At 46.1% G+C, this 23,349-nt stretch carries 25 protein-coding genes; 8 read left to right on the top strand and 17 right to left on the bottom strand.

Going from position 1 to position 23,349, the window contains the following annotated elements; genetic code table 11:
- Positions 1 to 8: 8 nt before the first annotated feature.
- Together cydB and cydX are read left to right on the top strand one after the other, a co-directional pair.
- Positions 9 to 1,145: a cytochrome d ubiquinol oxidase subunit II gene (gene cydB, locus ATB76_RS12400; RefSeq protein ID WP_038869084.1), complete on the top strand. Its 1,137-nt coding sequence runs from the start codon at positions 9 to 11 to the stop codon at positions 1,143 to 1,145.
- Between the two features lie 10 nt (positions 1,146 to 1,155).
- A complete protein-coding gene (gene cydX / locus ATB76_RS27215; protein ID WP_010453186.1) occupies positions 1,156 to 1,263 on the top strand; it encodes a cytochrome bd-I oxidase subunit CydX in 108 nt (35 codons plus the stop codon).
- A gap of 75 nt (positions 1,264 to 1,338) precedes the next feature.
- Here cydX and ATB76_RS12395 read toward each other — a convergent pair whose 3' ends face one another.
- From ATB76_RS12395 to ATB76_RS12375, 5 genes are all read right to left on the bottom strand, one after another.
- Entirely contained in the window at positions 1,339 to 1,833 is a 495-nt protein-coding gene (locus ATB76_RS12395) for a GNAT family N-acetyltransferase (protein WP_042601982.1), read from the bottom strand.
- 127 nt (positions 1,834 to 1,960) lie between these two features.
- Complete coding sequence (locus ATB76_RS12390) at positions 1,961 to 2,428, bottom strand: Sbal_3080 family lipoprotein (RefSeq protein ID WP_039977538.1); 468 nt, start codon at positions 2,426 to 2,428, stop codon at positions 1,961 to 1,963.
- A gap of 167 nt (positions 2,429 to 2,595) precedes the next feature.
- Positions 2,596 to 2,925: a hypothetical protein gene (locus tag ATB76_RS12385; protein WP_061035335.1), complete on the bottom strand. Its 330-nt coding sequence runs from the start codon at positions 2,923 to 2,925 to the stop codon at positions 2,596 to 2,598.
- Between the two features lie 238 nt (positions 2,926 to 3,163).
- Positions 3,164 to 5,587, bottom strand: a complete 2,424-nt coding sequence (locus ATB76_RS12380; RefSeq protein WP_061035334.1) for a formate C-acetyltransferase/glycerol dehydratase family glycyl radical enzyme — start codon at positions 5,585 to 5,587, stop codon at positions 3,164 to 3,166.
- 2 nt (positions 5,588 to 5,589) lie between these two features.
- Positions 5,590 to 6,531: a glycyl-radical enzyme activating protein gene (locus ATB76_RS12375; protein WP_061035333.1), complete on the bottom strand. Its 942-nt coding sequence runs from the start codon at positions 6,529 to 6,531 to the stop codon at positions 5,590 to 5,592.
- 258 nt (positions 6,532 to 6,789) lie between these two features.
- Here ATB76_RS12375 and ATB76_RS12370 point away from each other — a divergent pair, with 258 nt between their 5' ends.
- Positions 6,790 to 7,464 (top strand): fructose-6-phosphate aldolase, encoded by a 675-nt coding sequence (locus tag ATB76_RS12370; RefSeq protein ID WP_061035452.1) that lies wholly within the window; start codon positions 6,790 to 6,792, stop codon positions 7,462 to 7,464.
- Positions 7,465 to 7,704: 240 nt separating this feature from the next.
- Here ATB76_RS12370 and ATB76_RS12365 read toward each other — a convergent pair whose 3' ends face one another.
- The 4 genes from ATB76_RS12365 to ATB76_RS12350 all read right to left on the bottom strand — a co-directional run bounded on the left by ATB76_RS12365 (position 7,705) and on the right by ATB76_RS12350 (position 11,688).
- Complete coding sequence (locus tag ATB76_RS12365; RefSeq protein ID WP_061035332.1) at positions 7,705 to 8,133, bottom strand: DUF2809 domain-containing protein; 429 nt, start codon at positions 8,131 to 8,133, stop codon at positions 7,705 to 7,707.
- Entirely contained in the window at positions 8,120 to 9,460 is a 1,341-nt protein-coding gene (gene creD / locus ATB76_RS12360) for a cell envelope integrity protein CreD (RefSeq protein ID WP_061035331.1), read from the bottom strand. The genes ATB76_RS12365 and creD overlap by 14 nt, the downstream gene beginning before the upstream one ends.
- A 75-nt stretch (positions 9,461 to 9,535) precedes the next feature.
- Entirely contained in the window at positions 9,536 to 10,978 is a 1,443-nt protein-coding gene (gene creC, locus ATB76_RS12355; protein WP_061035330.1) for a two-component system sensor histidine kinase CreC, read from the bottom strand.
- On the bottom strand, positions 10,978 to 11,688 hold the full coding sequence (locus tag ATB76_RS12350) for a response regulator (protein WP_061035329.1): 711 nt from the start codon (positions 11,686 to 11,688) through the stop codon (positions 10,978 to 10,980). Before ATB76_RS12350 ends, creC begins: the two co-directional genes overlap by 1 nt.
- 260 nt (positions 11,689 to 11,948) lie before the next feature.
- Here ATB76_RS12350 and ATB76_RS12345 point away from each other — a divergent pair, with 260 nt between their 5' ends.
- Positions 11,949 to 12,461: a DUF2799 domain-containing protein gene (locus ATB76_RS12345; protein ID WP_061035328.1), complete on the top strand. Its 513-nt coding sequence runs from the start codon at positions 11,949 to 11,951 to the stop codon at positions 12,459 to 12,461.
- Between the two features lie 33 nt (positions 12,462 to 12,494).
- On the opposite strand, the gene ATB76_RS12340 is transcribed toward ATB76_RS12345, so the two are convergent.
- Positions 12,495 to 12,953: a GNAT family N-acetyltransferase gene (locus tag ATB76_RS12340; protein WP_061035327.1), complete on the bottom strand. Its 459-nt coding sequence runs from the start codon at positions 12,951 to 12,953 to the stop codon at positions 12,495 to 12,497.
- Between the two features lie 162 nt (positions 12,954 to 13,115).
- Between ATB76_RS12340 and eno the strand changes: the two genes are divergently transcribed.
- Positions 13,116 to 14,399, top strand: a complete 1,284-nt coding sequence (eno, locus tag ATB76_RS12335) for a phosphopyruvate hydratase (protein ID WP_038879500.1) — start codon at positions 13,116 to 13,118, stop codon at positions 14,397 to 14,399.
- A 70-nt stretch (positions 14,400 to 14,469) separates the two neighbouring features.
- Here eno and ATB76_RS12330 read toward each other — a convergent pair whose 3' ends face one another.
- Positions 14,470 to 14,940, bottom strand: coding sequence for a GNAT family N-acetyltransferase (locus ATB76_RS12330; RefSeq protein WP_042601960.1), 471 nt, complete (start codon positions 14,938 to 14,940; stop codon positions 14,470 to 14,472).
- A 132-nt stretch (positions 14,941 to 15,072) separates the two neighbouring features.
- Between ATB76_RS12330 and ATB76_RS12325 the strand changes: the two genes are divergently transcribed.
- Both ATB76_RS12325 and yidZ read left to right on the top strand, forming a co-directional pair.
- A complete protein-coding gene (locus ATB76_RS12325; RefSeq protein WP_061035326.1) occupies positions 15,073 to 16,263 on the top strand; it encodes an MFS transporter in 1,191 nt (396 codons plus the stop codon).
- Positions 16,238 to 17,200 carry an HTH-type transcriptional regulator YidZ gene (yidZ, locus tag ATB76_RS12320; RefSeq protein ID WP_061035325.1) on the top strand — a complete coding sequence of 321 codons (963 nt, stop codon included), beginning with the start codon at positions 16,238 to 16,240 and terminating at the stop codon, positions 17,198 to 17,200. The genes ATB76_RS12325 and yidZ overlap by 26 nt, the downstream gene beginning before the upstream one ends.
- A gap of 57 nt (positions 17,201 to 17,257) precedes the next feature.
- Here the strand turns inward: yidZ and ATB76_RS12315 are convergent, their stop codons facing one another.
- The 4 genes from ATB76_RS12315 to ATB76_RS12300 all read right to left on the bottom strand — a co-directional run bounded on the left by ATB76_RS12315 (position 17,258) and on the right by ATB76_RS12300 (position 20,366).
- Positions 17,258 to 17,698, bottom strand: coding sequence for a pentapeptide repeat-containing protein (locus ATB76_RS12315; protein WP_061035324.1), 441 nt, complete (start codon positions 17,696 to 17,698; stop codon positions 17,258 to 17,260).
- 78 nt (positions 17,699 to 17,776) lie between these two features.
- Positions 17,777 to 18,169: a metalloregulator ArsR/SmtB family transcription factor gene (locus ATB76_RS12310; protein ID WP_008221742.1), complete on the bottom strand. Its 393-nt coding sequence runs from the start codon at positions 18,167 to 18,169 to the stop codon at positions 17,777 to 17,779.
- A gap of 76 nt (positions 18,170 to 18,245) precedes the next feature.
- Entirely contained in the window at positions 18,246 to 19,181 is a 936-nt protein-coding gene (locus ATB76_RS12305) for a permease (RefSeq protein ID WP_061035323.1), read from the bottom strand.
- Between the two features lie 288 nt (positions 19,182 to 19,469).
- On the bottom strand, positions 19,470 to 20,366 hold the full coding sequence (locus ATB76_RS12300) for an alpha/beta hydrolase (protein ID WP_061035322.1): 897 nt from the start codon (positions 20,364 to 20,366) through the stop codon (positions 19,470 to 19,472).
- A 147-nt stretch (positions 20,367 to 20,513) separates the two neighbouring features.
- Between ATB76_RS12300 and ATB76_RS12295 the strand changes: the two genes are divergently transcribed.
- Positions 20,514 to 21,431, top strand: coding sequence for a LysR family transcriptional regulator (locus ATB76_RS12295; RefSeq protein ID WP_061035321.1), 918 nt, complete (start codon positions 20,514 to 20,516; stop codon positions 21,429 to 21,431).
- Between the two features lie 12 nt (positions 21,432 to 21,443).
- On the opposite strand, the gene ATB76_RS12290 is transcribed toward ATB76_RS12295, so the two are convergent.
- Together ATB76_RS12290 and ATB76_RS12285 are read right to left on the bottom strand one after the other, a co-directional pair.
- Positions 21,444 to 22,316 carry an aspartoacylase gene (locus ATB76_RS12290; RefSeq protein WP_042601952.1) on the bottom strand — a complete coding sequence of 291 codons (873 nt, stop codon included), beginning with the start codon at positions 22,314 to 22,316 and terminating at the stop codon, positions 21,444 to 21,446.
- A gap of 61 nt (positions 22,317 to 22,377) precedes the next feature.
- Positions 22,378 to 23,256 carry a 6-carboxytetrahydropterin synthase gene (locus tag ATB76_RS12285; protein ID WP_042604742.1) on the bottom strand — a complete coding sequence of 293 codons (879 nt, stop codon included), beginning with the start codon at positions 23,254 to 23,256 and terminating at the stop codon, positions 22,378 to 22,380.
- Positions 23,257 to 23,349 lie beyond the last annotated feature (93 nt).

Genomic DNA, 23,349 nt, shown 5'->3' with positions numbered 1-23,349 from the left:
GAGGCACTATGTTTGATTACGAAAACCTACGCCTATTTACTTGGGCGATCGTTGGTGTGCTGTTGATTGGTTTCACCATCACTGACGGATTCGATATGGGGGTGGCCGCGCTGCTCCCAGTTATGGGGAAAAAGAACCTCGAACGTCGCGTAATGCTTAACGCTATCGCGCCACACTGGGACGGCAACCAAGTTTGGCTAATTACCGCAGGTGGTGCCATCTTTGCGATATGGCCCTTGGTATACGCCGCAGCGTTTTCCGGCTTCTACATTGCCATGCTGTTGGTGCTCGCATCCCTTTGGTTGCGTCCTATCGGTATGGATTACCGAGCTAAAATCGATAATCCGCAATGGCGCAACGCATGTGATATCGCCTTGTTCATCAGCGGTGTGATTCCACCGATTATCTTTGGGGTTGGCTTCGGTAACTTGTTAGTCGGTGTGCCGTTCGAGTTAAACAACTTGCTGATGCTCGATTATCAAGGTGGATTCTTTGACTTGCTAACTCCATTCCCAATTCTGTGTGGCTTGGTGAGCTTAACCATGGTGGTGACACAAGGTGCTGCTTTCCTTCAAATGAAAACCAAACATGAGCTACGCACTCGAGCACAAAACATCACGTTGTGGGGCGCGGGGGCAACCATGTTGCTGTTTATGTTTGGCGGTTTGTTCGCGGCATCGCAATCGGGTTACATCATCATAGGCGCAATGCTTAAAGATGGCATTTCAAACCCACTCAACAAACAAGTGGTGAGCATTGCGGGTGATTTATTGCATAACTTCAGCGAAATGCCGCAACTTTGGTTGATTCCATTCACTGCGGTAACGAGCTTACTCGTGTGCTTTTGGGCAACGGTCTCTCGCCGCGCTGGGGTGGCGTTTACTATGTCGAGTATTGCGATCGCTTGCATCATCTTAACCGCAGGCGTCACGTTATTCCCGATGATCATGCCATCAAGCATCAACCCATCGCACAGCTTAACGTTATGGGATGCCACATCGAGTGAAAAAACGCTCGGCATTATCTCTATCGTTGCCATCATCGTTGTACCTGTGATTCTGGGCTACACCGCATGGTGTTACTACAAAATGTTCGGACGTTTGGATAACAACTACATCCGCAGCAACAGCTCATCGCTCTATTAAGGAGGCATGTATGTGGTACATGTGTTGGGTACTTGGCGTGTTACTCGCCTGCGCCTTTGGTGTCATCAATGGTTTATGGCTAGAGAACACAGGACGCTTTGAAGAAGAAGAGTTCTAGGTTCTCACTTCAGAATGGAACATTCTCAATAACAAACGCCCTCAGTCACGAGGGCGTTTGTTCATCTCAATGAGTTTACTCTGCCGACAATCGATAGCGGCGCACTTCGTATTGATCTTGTTCTGAATAAAACGTATTGAGGAACTCGCCACCCGCTTTTTCGATCACGCGTCTTGATGCGATATTGTTCACGTCACAAGTGACGATTGCGCTGCCTTCAAGAACCTCAGCTTTCACCCAGTTCAACATAAATGTGGCGATGCCTTTGCCTTGAGCATCTGGCGCGGTTTCGTAACCAATGTGCCCAATCACATTTTCAAGGTAGTCGTTATTACCGTTACGAACTCGAATCGAACCAAGTATCATCCCCTCCTTGATACAAAAGTAAGTCGAAGACGGCGTCCAACCTTCCGGCAAACCTTCGCCTTTCGCGTATCCAATTCGTTTTTTCAGCAGCGCGTCACTGTCGCGTTGGGCGGCGACGTACATTTCCATTCCCGCCTGAGCACACTTTTCAACATACTGCTCAAACGCTTCAAAATGGCTGAGATTAGCTTTAGCTATTTCCATATCATTCCACTTATTCAGGCTTATTTCATATGCGCCTTAAATGACATAAAAAATAAAGCTCAAAAGAAAAACATTACTTTTGAGCTTTACTAGAGTATCGATGCTCTTACATTTTTAAACTGTGTGCTTAGATTTCGCCAGATTTAATTTTTTGCTGAGCGTCACTAATAGTTTGCTCACCAAATAGAATTTGAATCATCGATTCAATACGCTTTGTATCGTCACCAAATTTGTCTAAATTACCATTGTTGGACGCTTTAAATTCAACGTGGCCGACTTTCTGATCATTCTTGTAAGCGTTAATTTTTGCATCAGCGATAAACGTTCTCAAATCCCAACTCCAACGTGAAACATAAGTTAACGTCAGTTCGTCTGTCTTAGGCGCTGTACCGTCACTTACAACAGTACATTTACGTGCTGTGTCTAAGCACCATTCTTGCAACGAATCCATGAACACTTCCCTTGTCGCATCATCTTTTACGATAGTGATTTCTTTGCTTTGATTCGACTGTGCAATAGGCTCAGCAGTGAATTTAGGAGCAGAACAACCTGCTAATACAACCGGAAGAGCCAGAACGAGTGCTTTTTTAAACATATTTTTCTCTGTTTTTAAATGACAACCAATGACGCCAAATGAATAATCAGCATCGAATATTGGATTCTGGCAGTTTTAATTCAACACCTCAATAATCCTTCTCACAAAATCAACAGGATAAATAATTCATAAATCATTTATCTTCCTTGCACTTAGTGTTTAGTTTCTCACCAGACATTCATTTTGAAATACAACAAGAAACAGCTGATAAAGATCAAGCCACACCATGAAAAAAAGGTTATCGCCTTCTGTTCAGTCGTTGCTTCCTCAGGATCTGGGTACAAAATGCCGTAAAGGCAGGCGATGGGGATCAGCTCGTAGATTTTGCTAATGTATTGATGCCCCATTTCGAGAAATGGTGGAACGTACAAATACACCACAGCATAAGTAATAAAATAAAGTATGCCGAGGATCCGGTTCAAGCCAATGACTTGCCCTTCTCGATAAAACCAAATTAACGCCGCTACCCCTGCAAGTATTGCGATGAGTAAAAACATCCGTTCTTCTACCCTTCTTTTTAATTTTCTTCCACCCTATTTAAACCACCCAATTAATCAATCAGTTATGCAACTAAACACGATACAGCTCAAATAGAAAAAGGCACCAATCGGTGCCTTTGTGACGCTCTAACGCGTTTACTAATATGTCACTTTAAGCGCCTCGCGAGCTTTTAAGTTCCGCACAGCATGCTTAGGCGCTTCTGCCAAGACGTATAAACGTCTCAAACTGGTGTACTTACAGCTCGTGCTCAGTACGTGCGATGATGTCGTCTTGCGCATCTGGTGATAGTGCAGTGAAGAAGGCCGAGTAGCCTGCAACTCGCACAACAAGGTCACGATATTGTTCAGGGTTCTTCTTCGCAGCTAACAAGGTCTCGCGAGAGACGATGTTGTACTGCACGTGCCAACCTTTGTGGTGGTTGAAGAAGGTGCGAATCAACATAGAAAGCTTGAGCTTATCCCCTTCAGACTCAACCGCTGCCGGGCTTAACTTCTGGTTAAGCAGCACGCCACCAAGGATCTTATTCGCTTGAATCTTACCAACCGAGTTGTATACCGCTGTTGGACCTAAACGGTCTGAGCCAGATGACGGGCTCGCACCTTCTGCCAATGGCGTTTTCGCTTTACGACCGTCTGGCGTTGCCATGGTTGAAGCGCCAAATGGGACGTTTGCCGAGATACTTGATGTACCTGCGTAGTAACCGCCGCCAATTGGACCACGCCCATGACGCGTATTAACGAACTGCTCTAGCTCATCAATGTACACTTGGTAAGCGTCTGCCAGTAGTTGGTCTACTGCGTCATCATCGTTACCGTATTTTGGTGCAAAGTTGATAAGACGTTGGCGAAACTGTTCGTTCTCCATGCCATCGAAATCTTCTGCCAATGCTTTTGCTAGCTCAGGCTGAGTAATCTGCGCGTCATCGAAAACAAGGTGCTTGATGGCAGCTAGGCTGTTACCCAAGTTCGCGATACCGACTTGCAAACCAGATACCCAATCGTATTTCGCGCCACCTTCTTTCACGGTTTTACCGCGAGCCAAACAGTCATCCACCAGCGTTGAACAGAAAATGTCTTGAGCTTGCTGTTCAAGTACGCTGTCGACTACAGTATCAATCTCAATCGATTTACGGGTGTAGTAGCGGATTTGCTCTGCCCAAGAAGCGGTCACTTGCTCAAAGTTCTCAAAGTTGCCTTTTGCTAATGACTTATCGTGTGGCAAGAAAGCTTTACCCGTTGTTGCATCCACACCTTCGTTCAATGAAGCTAGCAAGATACGGGCGAAGTTAATGAAGCTCATGCCCGTACAACGGTAACCCCATTTGCCCGGAACTGCGGTCTCGATACAGCCGATAGATGCGTAGTTGTAAGCGTCTTCTTTCTCTACACCAAGCTTGATGAATTCAGGAATAACAATCTCATCGTTGTTGAACGCTGGCATACCGAAGCCGCATTTAATCACTTCAATACAGCCCATTAAGAACTCTTGGTTTAAACCTTCATGGTAACGCACACTCAAGTTAGGTTGCGTCGAACGTAACTGACCACAAGATTCCAGAATCGCCCAAGAAAGAGGATTCACTGCGTCTTCAGGCTCACCCTTTTCATTCAACTTCTGACCGCCGATACACACGTTTTGATACAACGGAGAACCTGCGGAGGCTTTCGAGTGCGCGCCAGAGCGAATCTTGTTTACTTCAAGTAGCTTCAACCAGCAGCTTTGTAAAAGCTCTAGTGCGAAGTCTTTCTCAATCGTGCCGTTTTCGATATCGCGAACATAAAATTCGTTGAGGAATTGGTCCATACGACCAAAAGAAACCGAGTGACCGTTCGATTCGATTTGTAGCATCAACTGAACGAAGTAGCTTAATTGCAGTGCTTGCCAAAAGTTTTCTGGCGTGTGGCTCGCGACATGACGACAGTTTGCCGCAATGCTTTCTAACTCAGCTTTGCGCAGCGGGCGTGTCTCTTCTAACGCCATTTTTGCCGCCAATTCAGCGTAGCTCACCATGTGGTCTTGAATGGCAAGCAGTACAATTTCGACCGATTTGTAGAACTGCTCTTTCTTCAAGCCTTCAAAGGTCGAAACATCATTGTTAGCACGGTGCTGACGAACATCTTCTAACAAGCCGTTCATGCCTAGCTTCAAGATTTTCTCGTTATCCACCGCAAGGTGCGCGTCACCCGAAGTCATGTTGCCTTCGGCTTTAATGATGGTGCTGGCTAAGATTTCTTGCTGCTCATCAGTAAACAAGCCATAACAACGGTCTTGAACGGTTTTACCGCGCCAGTACGGTGTGATGCTGTGGATGTTTTGCTTATCTTCTTCAGTGACAGCAAAGCCTGCACCAGGACGGTCGGCTAGCTCATCAATTTCCGCTTCAATCCAACGTACAGTGTATTCTGGGAAAATAGGCGCAGCGCGCACTTTGCTCGCTTGGTTACCGACGATCAACTCATCGTGTTTAATCCAAATCGTACGAGTGCGTAAATGCTCTTGCAGTGCTAGCGCACGTTGGACAATCACAGGTTTGTCTTCGTTTGCTTGATAAGCACGAGTGTATGCCTCTGCACGCTCGGTACAGACAGGTGGCGTTACGATATTTACCAGTGCCGATTTGTGCGCTTTGATACGCTCAGGAAGGTAATTCAGGTCCATAGTTAACCTCTGACAATCACGTTAAGTTGGGTGTTTTCGCTTGCGTATTGCATGGCGCTTTCTAGCAGTTCTGGTTTGTTTAATGGCTTGTCAGAACACTCGTAAGGCATATTGAGCAAACGGTATTTATTGATGCCGAGCGTGTGGTACGGCAGCAAGTGAAGTTCTTGGCAGCTTTCTAGTGAAGCCGCAAAATCGATGATGTCTTTCAACTCTTCGATGGTGTCATTGAACCCCGGCACAACGGGAACGCGAATCACAATGCGTTTCGCGATAGGTGCCAGTTTTCGGAAATTGTCTTTGATGCGTTTTAGTGAACCTTTCGCCCAACTAAGAAACTTTTCTTCATCGGTGTGTTTTAAATCCGCCAACCAGCAATCAATATGCGGCGCGGCTTTTTCGACGTTCTTCCACGGCACATGCATGCACGACTCAATGGCGGTAGAGACTTGGTTGTCATGCAGACGCTGTGCGAGTTCTGCCACTAAATCCGCTTGCATGAGAGGCTCACCACCGGAGAAGGTCACGCCACCTTGGCTTTGGTCATAGAAAGGTTTGTCTTTCATTAAGGTGTCGAACAGCATGTCTGATTTCGCCTCTTCACCGCAGACGGTCAGTGCTTGCGTAGGACAGACGTCTCGCAGCGCGATCAGTTGGTCTTCTTTGATGGCTTTGCGATTAATGATGATCTGGTTATCGATACGTTGAATACCATCACCCACCGTTTCACTATCCGCTGTAGATTGAGTTGTGGCTTGATAAGCAGAAACGCACAGCTGGCAATCTTCCATGCAGCTTCGCTGATCAAACAACAGTGAATGCTTTTCGCTGCGGCTTTCTGGGTTTTGACACCAAGGGCAAGACAAGCTGCATCCTTTAAGAAAAAGAATGGAACGAATGCCATCGCCATCATGGGTAGAGAATCGTTGAATATTGAAATACATCTCTGCTTGCCTCTTGGTCTGTGCTACCGCTTTTACTTAATTCGTTTCTTTTTGTGCTGGTTAAGTCTTATGAACGGCTTTTCTTTGTTCGAACTGAAAGCTTCATTTGAGCATTTACAAGTTTCACTTAGCTTTCATTTAATGAAATTATTATAGTTTCAAATGAAATTTCAATTGATCAAAATCAAGATCTCGTTCGATTGTCAGATCTATAGTGATCCCATCATCAAAACGAAGATTTTGTTTAAGGTAGAAACCATGATTGAACTTTATTTAGATACTGCTGATGTGGCAGAAGTAAAACGCTTTAACCAGTGCCTACCGCTAAAAGGCGTGACGACAAACCCAAGCATTTTGGCGAAGTCAAAACAAGGACTGAATGAAACCCTAGCAGGCATGCAAGAAGCACTTGGCGGTGCACCTCGCTTTCACGCTCAAGTCGTGAGTTCAACCGTCGAAGGTATGGTGGCAGAAACACGCCAATTGAATGAATTGCCTTACGACATGGTGGTAAAAGTGCCAGCAACAGAAACCGGCTTAGCAGCAATTAAGCTAATGAAAAAAGAGGGAATTCAGGTTCTTGCTACCGCTATCTATTCAGCTCAACAGGGTTTCCTAGCGGCACTGTGCGGTGCAGACTACCTAGCACCTTACGTAAACCGCATTGATGCGATGAACGGCAACGGTGTTGAAGTGGTCGCGGATCTTCAATTGTTGCTCGATCAAAACCAACTACCAGCGAAGATTTTGGCAGCCAGCTTCAAGAACACTCAACAAGCGATGGAGGTGATGAAACTGGGCATCGAAGCCATTACATTGCCAACCGATGTGGCAGCACAAATGTTCGCACATCCAGCAGTAAAACCTGCGGTTGAACAGTTCGATAAAGACTGGAAAGAGACGTTCGGCGATAAACTTTCATTTGAAAGCTAGTTAAAAGTAGCAGGTAGACTTCTTAGTTAACAATAGAGGGAATCTTAACTCACCCTGTGCGCCGGTGAGTTTAAGATTCCCTTTTGTATTTCATATAAAGAGGTGAGGTTTACAGCAGCTCTCTATTGGTCAGTGACCAAAGGTACACGCGCTTGAGTAAACTGATTTTGAGCCTCTTACGAATACCTCGTTTGGAATAGCGGAGTCGGTTTGGAAGCGCGATGGCTTTCATCTCGGTTTTCATTTCTTTTCCATCCAACAACACAGTAGACCTCCGATGCAGTAAGCCAGCAGATCTTTCCAATCAAATGTGGCGCCAAAAATTACAGCCAGAGGCGATGAAGATTCGATACCAAGCCAAGCTGCGACCTGAAGCAGTTGCCCTAACTCAACAGCAAACGCAATCAACACCACCAATGAAACCAGCCAGTTAACGGGCATAGAGAACATACTTGCAAGAAAGTAGTAGAGCCAAACCACAACGAGAACATCACCAAATGTCGGACGAATAAAGCTGTCTCGAACATAGAGTGCAATAACGACCAATGCGATAAAACACACCAAGCTTTTCAGTCCATTTTTTACCGAAAATCGCAGGTGGATAGCGCACGTTTCTTCCACCATATTGCTTGGCTGCCCAGTGAGAATTGCTCGCTTAAACATCTTCATGATTCGCCTTTGCACTTTCTTCTGCTTTCTTATTTCGTGCGTACCAGTCGATGTTGCGTGTAATAACCATAGTGAAGCTCAAAATCGCGAAACACAGCAATGTCCCCATAACCAATGCGTAGCTTTCTGCTTGTAGCAAGCCAAACAGTAATCCGTAGAGAGTGAGCAAACACGCTCCGAATATCGCGCCGTGTTTGGTGTTGCTCAACATACCGCTCACGTACACACTTAAAAGCCCCGTCGATGCGACTGCTGACACCACATACGCCCAGTTAAAGCCGAGGTGTTCACTCATCGAAATCAGCAATAGATAGAAAAGTGCTAAAGCCAGACCAATAAAACCGTATTGCACTGGGTGAACCGGACGCGCTTGGAACAGCTCCAGCAAGAAGAAACTCGCGAATACTAATGTGATAACCAACAGTGAATAGTTCACAGCTCGGTGAGATTTCAGATAGTGGTCCACAGGATCAATCAAATCTACGCCCATTTGTCGCTGTTCAAGCTCGTGACAAGCGTGATTCGATGACAAACAGCTTTGGAACAGCTGCGCGATATTGGTAGAGAAGTTATTGCTCGCCCATTGTGCATTAAATCCATCTTCAGATACCTCTGATGACACCGGTAAGTAATCACCAATAAAGCTCGGATGTGCCCAAGTTGAAGAGAGTTCAACCGTTGTTTGACTGCCGATTGGTGTGACTTGAAGCTGACCCATCCCTTGCAGCAAGAAGTTAAGATCGAAAGCCAAAGGTTGTGCTGGGTTTAGGTCTGCAAGTGTCAGATCACTATGGAAGCCTTGTGGCAACTGGTCTAACCCTGTTCCCGGTGCGACTTCGATATCAGAGCTCGCCATGGTCATGTCATCCAAACGAATCAATCCACGGCTGTCTTCAATGCCAACCACTAGGCTCATATTTTCAATATCAAGTCCCTGCAACGCCGCGAGATCGTCTGCATCAAAAGTGCCTTTCAGTGCTACTTGTGCTTTGTATAAACGCGCACGGTAAATGCCTCGGTACTTTTCAAAACTGTCCAGATTCGCGCTCATATCAAAAGTGCTAGGTAAAAGAAATTTACGACGCTCTTTAATCTGTACTTTGTCATCTCGGTAACTGGTTTCGGTGTAGTTAACCATGATGAATGGACCAATGATGCGCTGCTCGCCGCTGCTGCTGCGTGCGATGTCGTTTCTGACTTCATCTTGGCGATATGAGCGTTCTGAGATCAACCCTGTGACCATTGAAAGCGGGATTTGCAGTAAGACAAACAAAAACAGCACGAAGGCGAACTTCGTGCCGAGTTGGTTATTGAGGATCTTTTTCATGTTTCATTCTCCATTTGCTGATGGGAGTAATCTAAATCAGCAATTTGGAGAACGAATGGAGCTAATGTGGAGTTTCTATGGAGTTGGTAAAATCAGGGTAACTCTCACGCCAGAATCGACGTTTTCTACTTGCAACTGACCTTTGTGCAGCTTGATCACTTGCTCAACAAAATTCAGCCCGAGCCCAGTGCTCTTAACGCCATTTTCCCGAGCGAGGGAGTAGAAGCGTTCGGTCAAACGCGACATCGCGTAGTCGGGAATGTGAGGACCTGAATTGAAAATCGACAAGCACACCTTCTCTTTTGTGACCTCCGCTTTCCATTCAATGCATCCCTCTGAATCAACAAAATCCAGCGCATTGTCCATCAAGTTAAAAACGGCTTGTTTCAGTAAGAAGGCATCACCAAGCACGGAGAGATGGTCATCAATTTGGATGTTGGCAGTGACCGACTTAGCACTCAAACGCGCATCCGCCGATTCAACCACTTCATTGACCATTTGTTTTAGCGAGATAGCTTCGACTTGCTCTAGCTCGGGGCGCTTTTCAAGACGAGCCAGTTCTAGCAGCTTATCAATCAATGACTGCATGCGATCGCTTTCTCGCTCAATGTTGCCAGCAAAGCGTGTGACCTTTTCTTTAGGCAACGGCATTTGCAATATTTCACTCGCGCCTTTAATCGCTGATAACGGACTTTTCAGCTCATGAGTCAGCGTCTGTACGTACTCTTCCACATATTGTTTACCATCGAGCTGATTGCGCATTTTCTCCAATGCGTCGCTTAGCGTGCCGTACTCGTAGAAGATACGAAATGTCGGCTTAGAAACCTTTTCGCCTTCACCCATTTTGGTCGCATAGTCTTCTAGCTTGTTCAGTGCCGAGTGAATTCGCCAAGCAAACAATGCCCCTGCTAGCAGCACTAACCCACTCATCCACACCATCCAAAACAACACATTGCGTTTAGAAAGATCGATGAAGGGTTGTACTGAGCGATTGGATTTTGCCACCGTCACGCTGCCAATGATTTCGCCTTTGTGATAAATGGGCGCAGCAACGTGCATAACGGTTGAGAGTGGATCTTTCGGGTCTTCGATGGTACTGCGCGCGCCGTATTGACCACGCAACGTGAGATAAACATCGTTCCATTGCGAGTAGTCTTTGCCTACGTCTTGCTGCCAAGAATCCGCAATCACAATGCCTTGTTTGTCGGTGATGTAAATTCGATGATTAATCGCTTTTTTGCCAATTTCCCAAATGCGCGCTTGAGGCTCTCGCTGTCCATAAGCCGTTAATAGTTTGGAGAAGCGACTCTCAGACAACTTGTCGTTCGCGACGTCTTCTTCCGCCAATACCGCGAGTAAGTTCGCCATATCCACCAGCGTTTCTTCGGTGGTTTGACGCACGGTTGGCTTAAGTTCTTGGACGACCGTTTTGCTCACCATGTAAGCCGTCATTCCGACTAAGATGAAGTAGAGAAAAAACAGTCTGAGTCCAAGCGGGATCTTCGGCCAGCGATTCATCATTCACCTTTAATGCAGTAAAAGTAACCAAAGCCACGTTTGGTACAGATGCGTTCAGACATCTCAAACGGCTTCAACTTATGGCGAATAGCTTTGATGTGGGTATCGATATTGCGCTCGTATGCAGCCTCTGGCGCCATATCTGCAGCGACCATGAGCTGCTCTCGACTCAATACATTGGAAGAAACAGAAATCAGTTTATCGAGGATCTTAAATTCGACCGCGGTCAGCCCAAGCATTTGCCCACCCACACCATAGTCGAAGTTTTGCGCAACCAAATCATGGCTCAAGTGAGGTTGTTCTGGAACAACCACAGGCTCTGGTTTGTGCTCCATCATTGGCGCTTTAGCTTTGATTCGAAGTTTAATGCGCGCCAGCATTTCACGCGGGCTAAATGGCTTAGTCACGTAATCATCCGCGCCAATCTCCAAGCCCACTACGCGGTCAATTTCATCGTTTCTTGCGGTGAGAAAGATAATGGGAATATCAGAAAACTCGCGGATGGTTTTGCACAATTCAAAACCATTACCATCCGGTAAGCCTACGTCTAACACAAGTAACGCTGCGGAGTTATGCTGCAAAAAGGCTAAGCCCTCTCCTGCCGTTGCAAACCACTCTGCGTGGTAGCCATCCATCTCTAATACATGAATCAGGTTCTCTGCAATGGAAGATTCATCCTCAATAATGACGACGGTTGATTGGTCGCTCAATGTTCTAACCTCACTGACGATACTTGTTTAGATACACATCTTGTTCACTTACTTTGGCGCAAAGGCTATCGAATTGATACCACAAAGGCAAAATCCGTGAATAATATTAATCAAACACCCTCTCATTCAGCGTGGTGAACTTATCACTCACACTGATGAGTCACTACAATTGTGAATACAATGATTTCAACCATTGATATGAACAGTGTTCATTTTACACTCGAGTTATCAATTCGATTTTGTTTAAAGGACAGTAACTGATGAAAAGAGCGCTAATCCCCCTAGCTTTACTCACTTTGCTCTCTGGTTGCGCCAGCATGTCTCCGGATGAGTGCAAGACGGCGAACTGGTACAAGGTAGGTTATCAAGATGGCCGAGACGGCAACGATCCAAACGTTATTAATAGTTATACCGAAGACTGTGGTGAAGCGGGTGTGACACCAGACCGAACGAAATGGAAAGAAGGCTTTGATAAAGGCACTATCCAGTATTGCTCACCAGACAATGGTTACACTGTCGGTATCGAAGGCAAAGAATATTACGGCGTGTGCAACAGCAAAGAATTCATTGAAAACTACCAGTTAGGTCATCAAGAATATCAACGCCAGCAACGCATCCAAGAGATCGATACTGAAATCTCGGTCATCGATAATCAACTTGATGGCAACCCAGACAAAGACAATGCCAAGCGCCTGAAAGAAAAGAGAAAGCGATTGGCTGACGAGCGTTCAGACCTCTTGTCGCCAACCATCAACTTGAATCTAAATTTCTAAATCGATTGGATTTAGCTTCTAAAATTCATGGCCCTAGCTCAGTTCTAGGGTCATGAATTGGCTGTTTGGATCGAGTTCGTAATCCCCGAACGGCTCGCAGTACACAAAGCCATGCTTTTCATACAACAGGCGCGCAGGTTTAAAAAACTCCATCGAGCCCGTTTCTAAACTCAAGCGCTGCAAGCCTTTTTGCTTCGCTTGCTCAATCACATGAATCAATAATTGAGACGCCACACCTTGGTTTCTTGCCGCTGGCGTGGTGCGCATGGATTTCAGCTCCGCGTGTTGGCCATCCAACTCTTTAATCGCTGCACACCCAAGCAGTTGTTCACCCTTCCATCCGGTCCAAAATGTCACTTCTGGTGCTTTGAGCTTATCCAAATCTAGCGCATGCACACTCTCTGGTGGCGACGTGGCGTACATGTCTTGCAAATGTTCTTCTAGCAATGCGATGACTGCTGTTCTTTCTAAATTGTCGATTTCTATCTTCACGACTCTTCCCTGATAACCAATGGCCTTTCTGGAATTTATGTGAAAACAGCCACATAAACAACTGTCTTCAACATCAAAGATATCAAGAGTCATCGTAATCAAAAATCTGTGTCTACACTCTTAAAGTCATTTCCCCACCTAACTGATCATTGAGGACATACTATGGATTTCTTGATTGAGGATATTCTGGCGCGCGAAATTTTGGATTCACGCGGAAATCCGACTGTGGAAGTCGAAGTCACACTCGGCTGTGGCATTGCAGCAAGAGCATCGGTGCCCTCGGGTGCCAGTACTGGTTCACGAGAAGCGGTTGAACTGCGAGATGGTGACGACACCCGCTTTGGTGGCAAAGGTGTGCTCAATGCCGTTCAACTGATCAACACCGAAGTGCTTGAAGCCATTGTTGGTTTAGACTCGCGCGATCAAGCGTTAATTGACCGCATTATGATCGAGTTAGATGGCACCGAAAACAAATCCCGTCTCGGCGCGAATGGCATTCTTGGTGTCTCCCTCGCCGTTGCCCGCGCAGCCGCACTAACCGCTGACGTACCTCTGTATCAGTATCTTGGCGGTGTGGGCGCTAACCTATTACCTGTGCCTTGTATGAACATCCTCAACGGCGGTGTGCATGCTCGCTGGCAAGGTCCGGATTTTCAGGAATACATGATTGCGCCATACGGTGCTGAGAACTTTAGACAAGCGGTGCAATGGGGTAGCGAGGTGTATCATGCATTGCGCCAAGTTCTGTTGGAGTCTAATCACTCGGTTGGCGTCGGTGATGAAGGTGGCTTTGCGCCAGCTGTGAAGTCCAACCGCGAACCATTAGAGTTGATTGTCAAAGGCATTGAGAGAGCTGGATTAAAACCTGGAGTCGATGTCGGTATCTGTATGGACCCAGCCTCTAGTGAGTTCTATGAGAATGGTAAATACAAGCTACGCTCAGAGAACCGTGAACTGACCTCTGCAGAGATGATTGAATACTACGAGAAGTTGGTAGAAGACTTCCCTGTGGTTCTTCTCGAAGATGGACTTGCTGAAGACGACTGGGATAACTGGCCGCTATTGAATGAGAAGCTTGGCGGTAAGATCGAAATCGTTGGTGATGATCTTCTGGTTACTAACACCAAATACATCCAAAAAGCGATCGACATGAATGCTGCTAACTCAGCATTGATCAAACTGAATCAGATTGGCTCGCTAACCGAGACCATTGAAGCGATTCAAATGTGTCATCACGCTGCATGGGGCGCGTTTGTTTCTCACCGTTCGGGTGAAACCACAGACAGCTTTATTGCCGATATGACCGTTGCACTTCGCACAGGTCACCTTAAAACAGGTGCGCCATGTCGCGGTGAACGTGTCGAAAAATACAATCAGCTAATGCGCATTGAAGACGAGTTAGGCTCAATGGCGGTGTTCGCTGGTCGCAAAGCCTTCGTTCGCTAATTTCTCAATACATCTAAAAGAAAGCCGCCCAGTGCAGAACTGGGCGGCTTTTTAGTGTCTGGAAAACTAATTACAAGGCTTGTCGCATGATGTGCTGAGGCCCAACCGGACCACCATGATACAGCTCATTAGTATCTTCAAAACCTGCTTTCAAATAGCACTGATAAGCCGGTACATTGCGGCAATTAACCGTCAAGTAGAGAAAATCAAAGCTCGGAAAACGCAATTTAGCGTAATCAGCAAACTGGCTGATGGCTCGCTTGGCAATGCCTTTACCTTGATGACGATGATCCAACAACAACCAACGCACGCCTAAGCTCTTTTCCGGACAGAAGTCGTAATTCTCACTGTATCCCGCATCGAAGACAAAAAAGCCAACCACTTGATCATCCAATAAGATCAAATGCGCTAGCTCTGTCGGTTTAAGACTTCCCAATAACTCTGGAATGTTCGCTACTGTGTATTGGACTTGATCCTCTAAGACTTGCAGCTCAAGGGTTTGCTCATGACGGCATGGCGTGTACTTTTCAATGGTAATCATAATCATCCTTGCTGTTTTTATACCCATTTCATACAGGGTATGTCGTAAATGGAAAAACCTGCTGTCGTATTTCCCACTCGCAGGCAAACGTTTAGCACACTATTATCCTCATCAACTGTCAGTGAGGTTGTCATGTTTCGTTTTCTGCTTTGTAGTTTCTCTCTTGTTTTACTCTATCCTACCGCCATTGATCTTTATCTTGTAGGGTTGCCTCAAATTGCCGCGGATTTAAACGCCAGTGAATCACAATTACACATCGCGTTTTCTATTTACCTTGCTGGTATGGCAACCACCATGCTGTTTGCAGGAAAAATCGCCGACTCCGTTGGGCGTAAACCGGTGGCGATGGTAGGTGCAGCCATTTTTATTGCAGCATCATTACTTGGCGGAATGGCAGAACAATCCAATACATTTTTAATCGCACGTTTTGCCCAAGGTATTGGGGCTGGCTCTTGCTATGTGGTTGCTTTTGCTATTTTGCGCGACACATTGGATGACAAACGCCGCGCTAAGGTGCTGTCGATGCTAAACGGCATTACCTGCATCATTCCTGTCATCGCCCCCGTTGTCGGCCATCTCATTATGCTCAAATTCCCTTGGCCAAGCCTATTCACCACAATGGCAGGCATGGGTGTGGTGGTTTGTTTGCTTTCGACCTTGGTGCTGAAAGAATCAAAGCCTAGTGCATTGCCACAACAAAACACCACTTCAGCTTCTACCCAAGAAACGTTCGCGGAGCGCTTTTTCATCAGCCGACTCATCATTACGGCCATCGGCGTGACCACCATTCTTACCTACGTGAATGTCTCTCCAATGCTGGTGATGGGCGAACTTGGTTTTGATCGTGGTGGCTATTCTTCTGTCATGGCAGGCACTGCATTAGTCAGTATGATCACTTCTTTCTCTGCGCCATTGGCTTTGTCTTACTTTAAGCAACGTACTCTGATGCTGACTTCGCAAACCTTGCTTGTCAGTGCAGCGATGGTGATTGGTTTTGCTCATCTAAACCAATGGGGAATCCCATTTTACTTATTCGGATTTGGGCTGATTTGCGCTGGCTTCTCGATTGGCTTTGGCGTGGCCATGAGTCAAGCGCTCAGCCCTTTCTCTCTGCGTGCTGGTGTAGCAAGCTCACTGTTGGGCATCGCTCAAGTGTGTTGCTCTGCCCTCTACATCTGGTTTATGGGGGTCATCGGCGTTAATGCGCTGAATATGCTGGTGTTTGTGTTAGCTATAGGTGGCGCAATCAGCTTGGCTCTAATACTATTTATTCCTAAGCCTGCTCATGAAAGCCACTATGAAGAAATCACTAGCCCGTCTTGATCTCAACCTGCTGTTCACTCTGCAATTGCTGCTGCAAGAGCAGAGTGTTTCCAAAGCATCGAAGAAATTGAACGTCACGCCGTCAACGGTAAGTAAATCGCTCAATAAGCTTCGTGACTGGTTTGATGATCCTCTGTTTGTGAAAACACCAAAAGGATTAGCACCCACTCCATTAGCACAAAGCATGGAGCAAGATCTGGCGGAGTGGCTACAAATTGGTAGCCAAATTGCAGAGAAGCGCAGCGATATAGCCCCCAAAGGCGTGCGCTTTGATCTGACCATTGAGTCACCTTTAGTGCTGACGATTCTTGATGATCTTCTTGTTGCAATCCACCAGCGCTACCCAGATGCGAAAGTCAAAACCAGTAACTGGGATTACGATTCACTCGACGCAATTGTGCGTGGAGAGGCAGACATCGGTTTTACCGGCAGAGAGAGCCATCCCCGCTCAAAAGAGTCACTCGACCTGCTTCCCTACTTTCTTGATTTCGAAGTGCTGTTCTCAGATTTACCTATGGTGTACCTACACAAAGATCACCCCGCTTTGGAGCAGGAATGGAACCTTGAGACCTTTTTGAGTTACCAACACATCAATATTGTTTGGGAAAAGAGTGAGACGTGGGCACTGGATGAAGTATTGAGTGAACTTGGCTTACAGCGCTCCATTGGCTTAACCATGTCGAGCTTCGAACAGTCTCTATTTATGGCCGCGCAACCACACCACAATATGCTGACCACAGCACCGCAATACTGCGAGAGTTATACCAAGAAGCTGCATCCAGATTTGGTGTGCCTACCCATTCCATTGGAACAAACTCAACAAGATAAACTGCTGATCCCGTTCACCATGATTTGGCACAAACGTAATGCGTACAACCCAAAACTGGTGTGGTTGAGGGAAACTATTAAGGTGTTATATCGTTCAGAAAATAAATAGATACCATTCAAACACTTAACCAACTTAATGTTCACCGATTATGTGAAGACTACATTTTTAAGCACAGAGAGCACCATTCGGCTTATTCAACGTGATAAGCGTGCCTTGTGAGGCGGCTTGATAAAAGGCATCATCACTTACGTTTGTGTTAGCAAAGTTTGTGCGAAATAAATCCGCACGATACAAATCAACGTCTAGCATTTGTGCGTGGCTCATGTCTGCGTTTCGTAAATCTGCATCGCGAAACGTCGCGTTGTTCAGATTCGCGTGGCTGAAATTGGCGTAGGTGATGTCAGCCTCATTCATGTTTGTGCCTGATAAATCGGCGCCACTAAAGTTGGCTCGGATTAGGTTGGCACAACGCAGGTCTAGGTTTTGAAGTGCTAAGTGGCTTAGGTCGGCATTACGTAATTTCGCTCTTTCGCCGCCTTGGCTTTCTAGCCACAGTTTGTGTTGCTCTAGAATAGAATCAAGCTCTTGCTGAGTGTAGGTATTCATAGTTCACACCACCATTTTCAACAGGGACGCTTATATTGGGCATCCTTTTGTTGTGTGTCTCTCTTCTATTTGTGAGAGCTAGCTAATCTTGCTGTGCCAAATCTCGCTGTCTGGGCCGACAACGCATTCGCCATCAACTCGCATTGATAAACGAATCAGGCAGCGTTTAACCACTTCTTTGAAATCGTCTTCAGGCAAGTGTCTTACTGAATCGACCAAGGCTTTGCAGTGCGGAGCGGTTTGCTCTTTTAAGGTGTAGAACACCCACTTGCCTTTCTTCTCATGGTTGAGCAGGCCAGCTTTGTAGAGCATTTTAAGATTACGAGACACGTTGTATTGAGTTTCACCAATGATGTCCATTGCTTCAGCCACTGCCATGCATTCATCCACATGCAGGAACAACCAGAACAATCGCAGTCGATTGGGTTCTGATAAGGCTTTTAGCGAATCAATGTATTTTTCATCCATCATGGTTTTACCCTTCCAACTGAGTAGCGCCACTCTTTATGAGCGGCGCGAAGTTTTATTTTTTTCTGAGTAACCGATTTTACACAACGTATTGGAAGATAGCACCACCAATGATGGCTGTCGTTAAGACGATTCCTACAAACGCGATTACGGCTTTTCTTTTTAGAACTGCAGATACTAGCGCGATTTCAGGCAAACTGGCACCTGTACCGCCAATAATTAACGCCAATGCCGCGCCTAAGCCCATTCCTTTAGCAATTAACACGTTAAGCAGCGGAATTGCCATCTCGATACGCAGGTAAAGCGGGATACCAATCAATGAAGCGACCACGATAGATTGGAAGCTATCACCACCTACGTACTTCTCTACTAAGTCTGCTGGTAAGTAAGCTGCCGAGAACCCACTGATCGCCGCACCCAATAATACATACGGGATGATTCGCTTGAACAAAGCCCAAGCTCCGCCCACTGCATTACGCATTCTTGATGCTGAAGAAGGAGCCGCGCCACAGGTGTTGCCTGTGTTTTTGGTATTGCTCGAACCTGAACAGCCTTTGCCTTTGGTTTCTTCAAGCTCAGCACCACGTTTGATCTCGTTTCTCCAAGGTGATTTGGATATCAAGTAACCACCAAGAACCGCTGCGGTAAAGGTCACTAAGAAGTACACCACGGTGATCTTCAATCCGAACGCGGCGTACACCATCGCCAATACGATGAAGTTACACAGTGGCGCCGAGATGATGAAGCTCATCACAGTACCTAATGATGCGCCCATCGACGCCATTGCCATGGTCACCGGAACCACAGCTGCGCTACAAAATGGAGTCAGCATCCCGAACAATGCGCCCAACAAGGTTCCCCATTTATCGTGTTTGGTCAGCGTCGCTTGGAGTTTATCTTGAGGGATATACTCTCGCATGATGCCAGTCAGTACCGACACAATAGCGATGATAACGATCAGACCTTTGGCCACATAAAAGAACTCATTTAACGCAATAACTAATTTAGCATCCACAATTGGAATCTCTAGCAAATGAAAAGAGGCTGGATAATATACACACATGCACAATTGTGCAAGTATGCACGCGTAGATTTACAAGTGCTTTTAAAATGACCGAGAGGAGTCAAACACGATTAAACTCTGGCTTGGTTCTCTCCCACTGACGATGTCGTTCCTACAGGTACAAAAAAGGACGATTCTCTCGTCCCTTTTCTCAGTTCATGTTTTGGTTTAAACACTAGCTGTCATGTATCATAGTGTTTCTCATATTTTCGATAATACGCAGGAGCTCATTTGCTAGTGTTAATGTTGTTCGAAAAAATGAATGACCTTATCTACAGCTTGATCAACATATTCGTCTTCATCATACAGCGCGATGTGATTCGCTCCTTCAATTCTAATCAGCTGTTTAGGCTGCGAAGCTGCATCAAACATTTGCTCGCTTTCGTATGCAGAGTCCGCTTCTGAACCGACAATCATCAGTAGTGGTGTCGGCGTCAAGTTTGCAGCAATATCCAAAGCTGAAAAGTTAGCCAACGTCTCATAAGACCAAAGCAAAAACTTGCTCTCGTATAAGCCTTTTGCTCCGCGCTCTGTCATGTAGTACTGGTAGAATTCTCGAAACAGACGTGGCATTTCCTCACTGTCTTCAGCTGGCGCGTGAGGTAGAAAATCAATCTGCCCAGTAGCAAGATAACGCTCTCTCGCTTCATTGCCTTTAAGCAGTAAATCTAACAAACCCTCTCGACCAATGACGTTGTGGTAAAAACCTCGGTGATCAAAGTAAGCACTCACGGTCGCAAGTGATTTTACGCGTCGATCTGTCGCAATGGCGTGAGCTAAATACCCACCGCCAGAACAAACACCTAACCCATGGATTTGCTCACTGTTCACGTATGCTAAGGAACGTAAATATGTCACCCCGTTGCGGCAATCTTCCGCTTTATTGTATGGGTTCTCATGAAATCTTGGCGAACCTTCACTCGCGCCAAAACTGGCATGGTCAAACGTTAATACCACAAATCCCTTGGCAGCAATTTTCTCGGCGTAGATTCTTACCGTCTGCTCTTTCACACCCGCCTGTGGCGCAGCAATCAAAACCGCTGGTAAAGGGTTTTCCACTACGGATGGACGATGAATTTCCGCTGCAAGTCGGTTGCCATTGCTGAAAAATGAAGCCTCATATCTTGTTACTGTCACTCGATTCACTCTCTATGTTTAACGGTTTTTAGATGATAAAGACGAGCATTCACAAACATTTGCACTCTGCTCCTCTCTTTTAAACAAGTATAAGGAGCGCTATTATTCGGATATATATAGCCATTATGAAAACACTGTTAGGTTTATATGAACAATCTATCTTGGCGCGGTATTCGAGCGTTTATTTATGTAGCGGAATGTGGAAGCTTCACCTCCGCAGCCGAAACGATGGGCGCATCAAAGGCAAACGTAAGTCAGCTCGTGAGTGAATTAGAGTCCTCGCTAGGTGTTCAGTTACTCTATAGAACCACACGTCAGCTCCGTCTTACTGAGATTGGCGATGGTTACTTTCGTAAATGCAAAGAAGCGATGCTACAACTGGATGCCGCCGCAGAATGGGCACAGCAAGCCACCAGCGAAATTAAGGGGCGGATTCACATGAATTCTGTTGGAGGTCCGATTGGTGAAGAGCTTATTGCACCATTGGTGATGAGTTTTCAAGCCGCCTACCCGAACGTTAAAGTAGAGCTCGACTTCTCAAAACATCGCGTCGATCTGATTGAAGATAGCTACGACTTGGTGCTACGTGTCGGCGAGATGCCAGACTCCACTCTCATCGCGCGCCGACTCACCACACTCCGCACACACTATGTCGCAAGCCCAGATTTTCTTGAACGGCACCCGAAGATCCTCGCCCCAGAAGATCTTAAAGCCTTGCCTTTGATTCATGGCAGTGTTGAGCATTGGATCATGAAGAATCATAAAGAACAGCGCATTATCAACGTAGTGCAAGGTATTAAAGCGGCTACTGGCAGAACCATGCGCCACGCGGCGATTTCTGGGCTAGGGGTAACGCGACTAACCGATGTGTACTGCCATGCTGATTTAACATCAGGGAGACTTATCGAAGTGCTCCCTGAATGGTCAGAAAAAACCTTACTTTCGCTCGTCTGTCCGCCAGTCAAATATCAACTGCCAAGAATCAAAATGCTTATGGACTGGATAAGTGACCGATTTGAAGAGCACTATAAACAGTTCAAGATTGAGGGTGAGCATTCCAGCTAAGCTCGGTTTCAATCACTCCGCGCTCACAACCTTTTTCTCAGCAAGTGCCATAGCGATATTGGCTTTGCTGTATGCACTCTCATTGATGAAGTGCGGATAGATATCTTGTTTACCTTCCCAGAAGATATCGTAACCAAAGAAAGTCGCGAGTAATGGCTCTCCCGGCTTTACCACTTCGAAATCACGCCCGCAGATCATTGGGTGTACCGTCGCAACGCGCATACCATCTTGGCCGAGAGGAATCATGACCTCTTCGGTGTAAAAATAAGCGTCATAGTCACTCAGTTCGCCAACTTGTCCAAGGTTATGCACTTCAACGTAGTCCAGAACCATGGTTAACATTTTCTTCATCAGCTCCAAGGTTTCATATTTCAACGAACCATGAGCTTGAGCACCAACTTCAATCATCACACCATACTTCCCTGTGGTGCATAAATAAGGTTGGTCGTCCCACTCTTTTCTGTCTTCAAACAGGATATTCGCTTCTGGCATTCGCTGCTTCACATACGCCCCCATCTTTCGATAAAACGCGTTGTTCGACACCAAGATCAGGGTTGCGCCCATATTACTAGTAGTGTTGTGCAGATCGACGATCAATTGATTCTCTTGGCGAGCATGTACTTGCGTGAATTGCTGCGCGACTTCGGTTTCTTGCTGAGTCGCAGGCGATGATTGATTCGCCAAGGCAAATTCACGATTGAGATCCGTCTCAACATAACGAACGTTTTGCTTAACCGCTTCAGGGTTGCCAAGTACACACTGAGTATTGAACGTCGAACGGTCGGCAACATAAAGACGGTCTTTGATGAGCTTTTGAAGGTAAATACCAGAAAGCTCATTGCCATGCGTACCTGCCACGAGCAGAACACTATTGAGTTTATCCATAAAAGTGATATTCCAAAAATTAAGTAAAAGTTAGCTTTGATTGACAGTGGGCGACGCTATTTTAACGAAACGCCATCGCTCCTTTCCCTACGCCTTCATAAGCGATGACTTGTAACGACTGCCCTTTAGCCAATGAAGGGGCAATGTCATTGGCAATAAATACAGCCAGTAGCTCTACCGTCGTATCCGTATCTAATACTTCAGTTTCGCTATGTGCGATAGCAAGTTGGAAGTCACCTTGTGAAGTGGTATACCGGAACCCAAAATGCGTGTCGCAGTTGATAAGGCTTGCATGTTCACTCAGCTCCAGATGACCAATCTCGACTAGGTCTTCGATGGACGCGAGGTAGATGTCTTGCCAACGCTGTGCAAAAGCGTGTTCACGAGCGGTATCACGTTCACCATCAGTCAAGATTTCAATCGGTGAACGATGCCCGTGTGCAATGCGTTGGCAGTTGCCGTCGTGTTTTTTTAAACCATGGGTATAGTGGTAATACGCACCATTAATCTGTTCATGGCGTAAGGTAACGTCGATTGAAGCCACGTTGCTTGGCAAATGACCGATCAACACCTTGTGAATATGCTCAGTCACACTTTCAATCGAGATAGCTTCGGTTTCAATAAAGCAGAATGCTTCATCGGGGCAGTTCAAATGAATACTTTTTTCACCGCGAATGAGATCAACTTGGGAATAACCCGCTTTCACATGCGCAGAATGCACTGCTGAGTTCTTTGACGGTACAAGCAGTCGATGGTCGACGTGTTCATCAACCAATTGTTTAATTTGCTTTTTCACTTTAGAGAAATCCAGCACCATGCTCATCTCGTTGAGATCACCATGCATTACGACATCAAGAATCCAACTCTCTCCGACCATTCCTCGTGTTGCGCACAAGTAAGAAGCATCAATAACAGTGAGGTCCTTAACAAATAAATTCAAACTGAATTCCTCATTCATCTAGTTTAGGGATTTAAAATTATTGTTATATTATAACAATTGCAATTTCTACTCAATTTAACCTAACGTTGTCTG

Origin of the sequence: Vibrio sp. MOR3, from assembly GCF_001557775.1 — a bacterium.
Classification (GTDB): Bacteria; Pseudomonadota; Gammaproteobacteria; order Enterobacterales; family Vibrionaceae; genus Vibrio; species Vibrio jasicida.
The sequence above is the reverse complement of the archived record's forward strand: the minus strand, read 5'-3'. Positions and strand labels throughout refer to the sequence as shown.

What these genes read in the sequence shown, in the direction of transcription:
- cydB (WP_038869084.1), top strand. Translation starts at nt 9, where the DNA reads ATGTTTGATTACGAAAACCTACGCCTATTTACTTGGGCGATCGTTGGT.
- cydX (WP_010453186.1), top strand. Translation starts at nt 1,156, where the DNA reads ATGTGGTACATGTGTTGGGTACTTGGCGTGTTACTCGCCTGCGCCTTT.
- ATB76_RS12395 (WP_042601982.1), bottom strand. Translation starts at nt 1,833, where the DNA reads ATGGAAATAGCTAAAGCTAATCTCAGCCATTTTGAAGCGTTTGAGCAG.
- ATB76_RS12390 (WP_039977538.1), bottom strand. Translation starts at nt 2,428, where the DNA reads ATGTTTAAAAAAGCACTCGTTCTGGCTCTTCCGGTTGTATTAGCAGGT.
- ATB76_RS12385 (WP_061035335.1), bottom strand. Translation starts at nt 2,925, where the DNA reads ATGTTTTTACTCATCGCAATACTTGCAGGGGTAGCGGCGTTAATTTGG.
- ATB76_RS12380 (WP_061035334.1), bottom strand. Translation starts at nt 5,587, where the DNA reads ATGGACCTGAATTACCTTCCTGAGCGTATCAAAGCGCACAAATCGGCA.
- ATB76_RS12375 (WP_061035333.1), bottom strand. Translation starts at nt 6,531, where the DNA reads ATGTATTTCAATATTCAACGATTCTCTACCCATGATGGCGATGGCATT.
- ATB76_RS12370 (WP_061035452.1), top strand. Translation starts at nt 6,790, where the DNA reads ATGATTGAACTTTATTTAGATACTGCTGATGTGGCAGAAGTAAAACGC.
- ATB76_RS12365 (WP_061035332.1), bottom strand. Translation starts at nt 8,133, where the DNA reads ATGAAGATGTTTAAGCGAGCAATTCTCACTGGGCAGCCAAGCAATATG.
- creD (WP_061035331.1), bottom strand. Translation starts at nt 9,460, where the DNA reads ATGAAAAAGATCCTCAATAACCAACTCGGCACGAAGTTCGCCTTCGTG.
- creC (WP_061035330.1), bottom strand. Translation starts at nt 10,978, where the DNA reads ATGAATCGCTGGCCGAAGATCCCGCTTGGACTCAGACTGTTTTTTCTC.
- ATB76_RS12345 (WP_061035328.1), top strand. Translation starts at nt 11,949, where the DNA reads ATGAAAAGAGCGCTAATCCCCCTAGCTTTACTCACTTTGCTCTCTGGT.
- eno (WP_038879500.1), top strand. Translation starts at nt 13,116, where the DNA reads ATGGATTTCTTGATTGAGGATATTCTGGCGCGCGAAATTTTGGATTCA.
- ATB76_RS12330 (WP_042601960.1), bottom strand. Translation starts at nt 14,940, where the DNA reads ATGATTACCATTGAAAAGTACACGCCATGCCGTCATGAGCAAACCCTT.
- ATB76_RS12325 (WP_061035326.1), top strand. Translation starts at nt 15,073, where the DNA reads ATGTTTCGTTTTCTGCTTTGTAGTTTCTCTCTTGTTTTACTCTATCCT.
- yidZ (WP_061035325.1), top strand. Translation starts at nt 16,238, where the DNA reads ATGAAGAAATCACTAGCCCGTCTTGATCTCAACCTGCTGTTCACTCTG.
- ATB76_RS12315 (WP_061035324.1), bottom strand. Translation starts at nt 17,698, where the DNA reads ATGAATACCTACACTCAGCAAGAGCTTGATTCTATTCTAGAGCAACAC.
- ATB76_RS12310 (WP_008221742.1), bottom strand. Translation starts at nt 18,169, where the DNA reads ATGATGGATGAAAAATACATTGATTCGCTAAAAGCCTTATCAGAACCC.
- ATB76_RS12295 (WP_061035321.1), top strand. Translation starts at nt 20,514, where the DNA reads ATGAACAATCTATCTTGGCGCGGTATTCGAGCGTTTATTTATGTAGCG.
- ATB76_RS12290 (WP_042601952.1), bottom strand. Translation starts at nt 22,316, where the DNA reads ATGGATAAACTCAATAGTGTTCTGCTCGTGGCAGGTACGCATGGCAAT.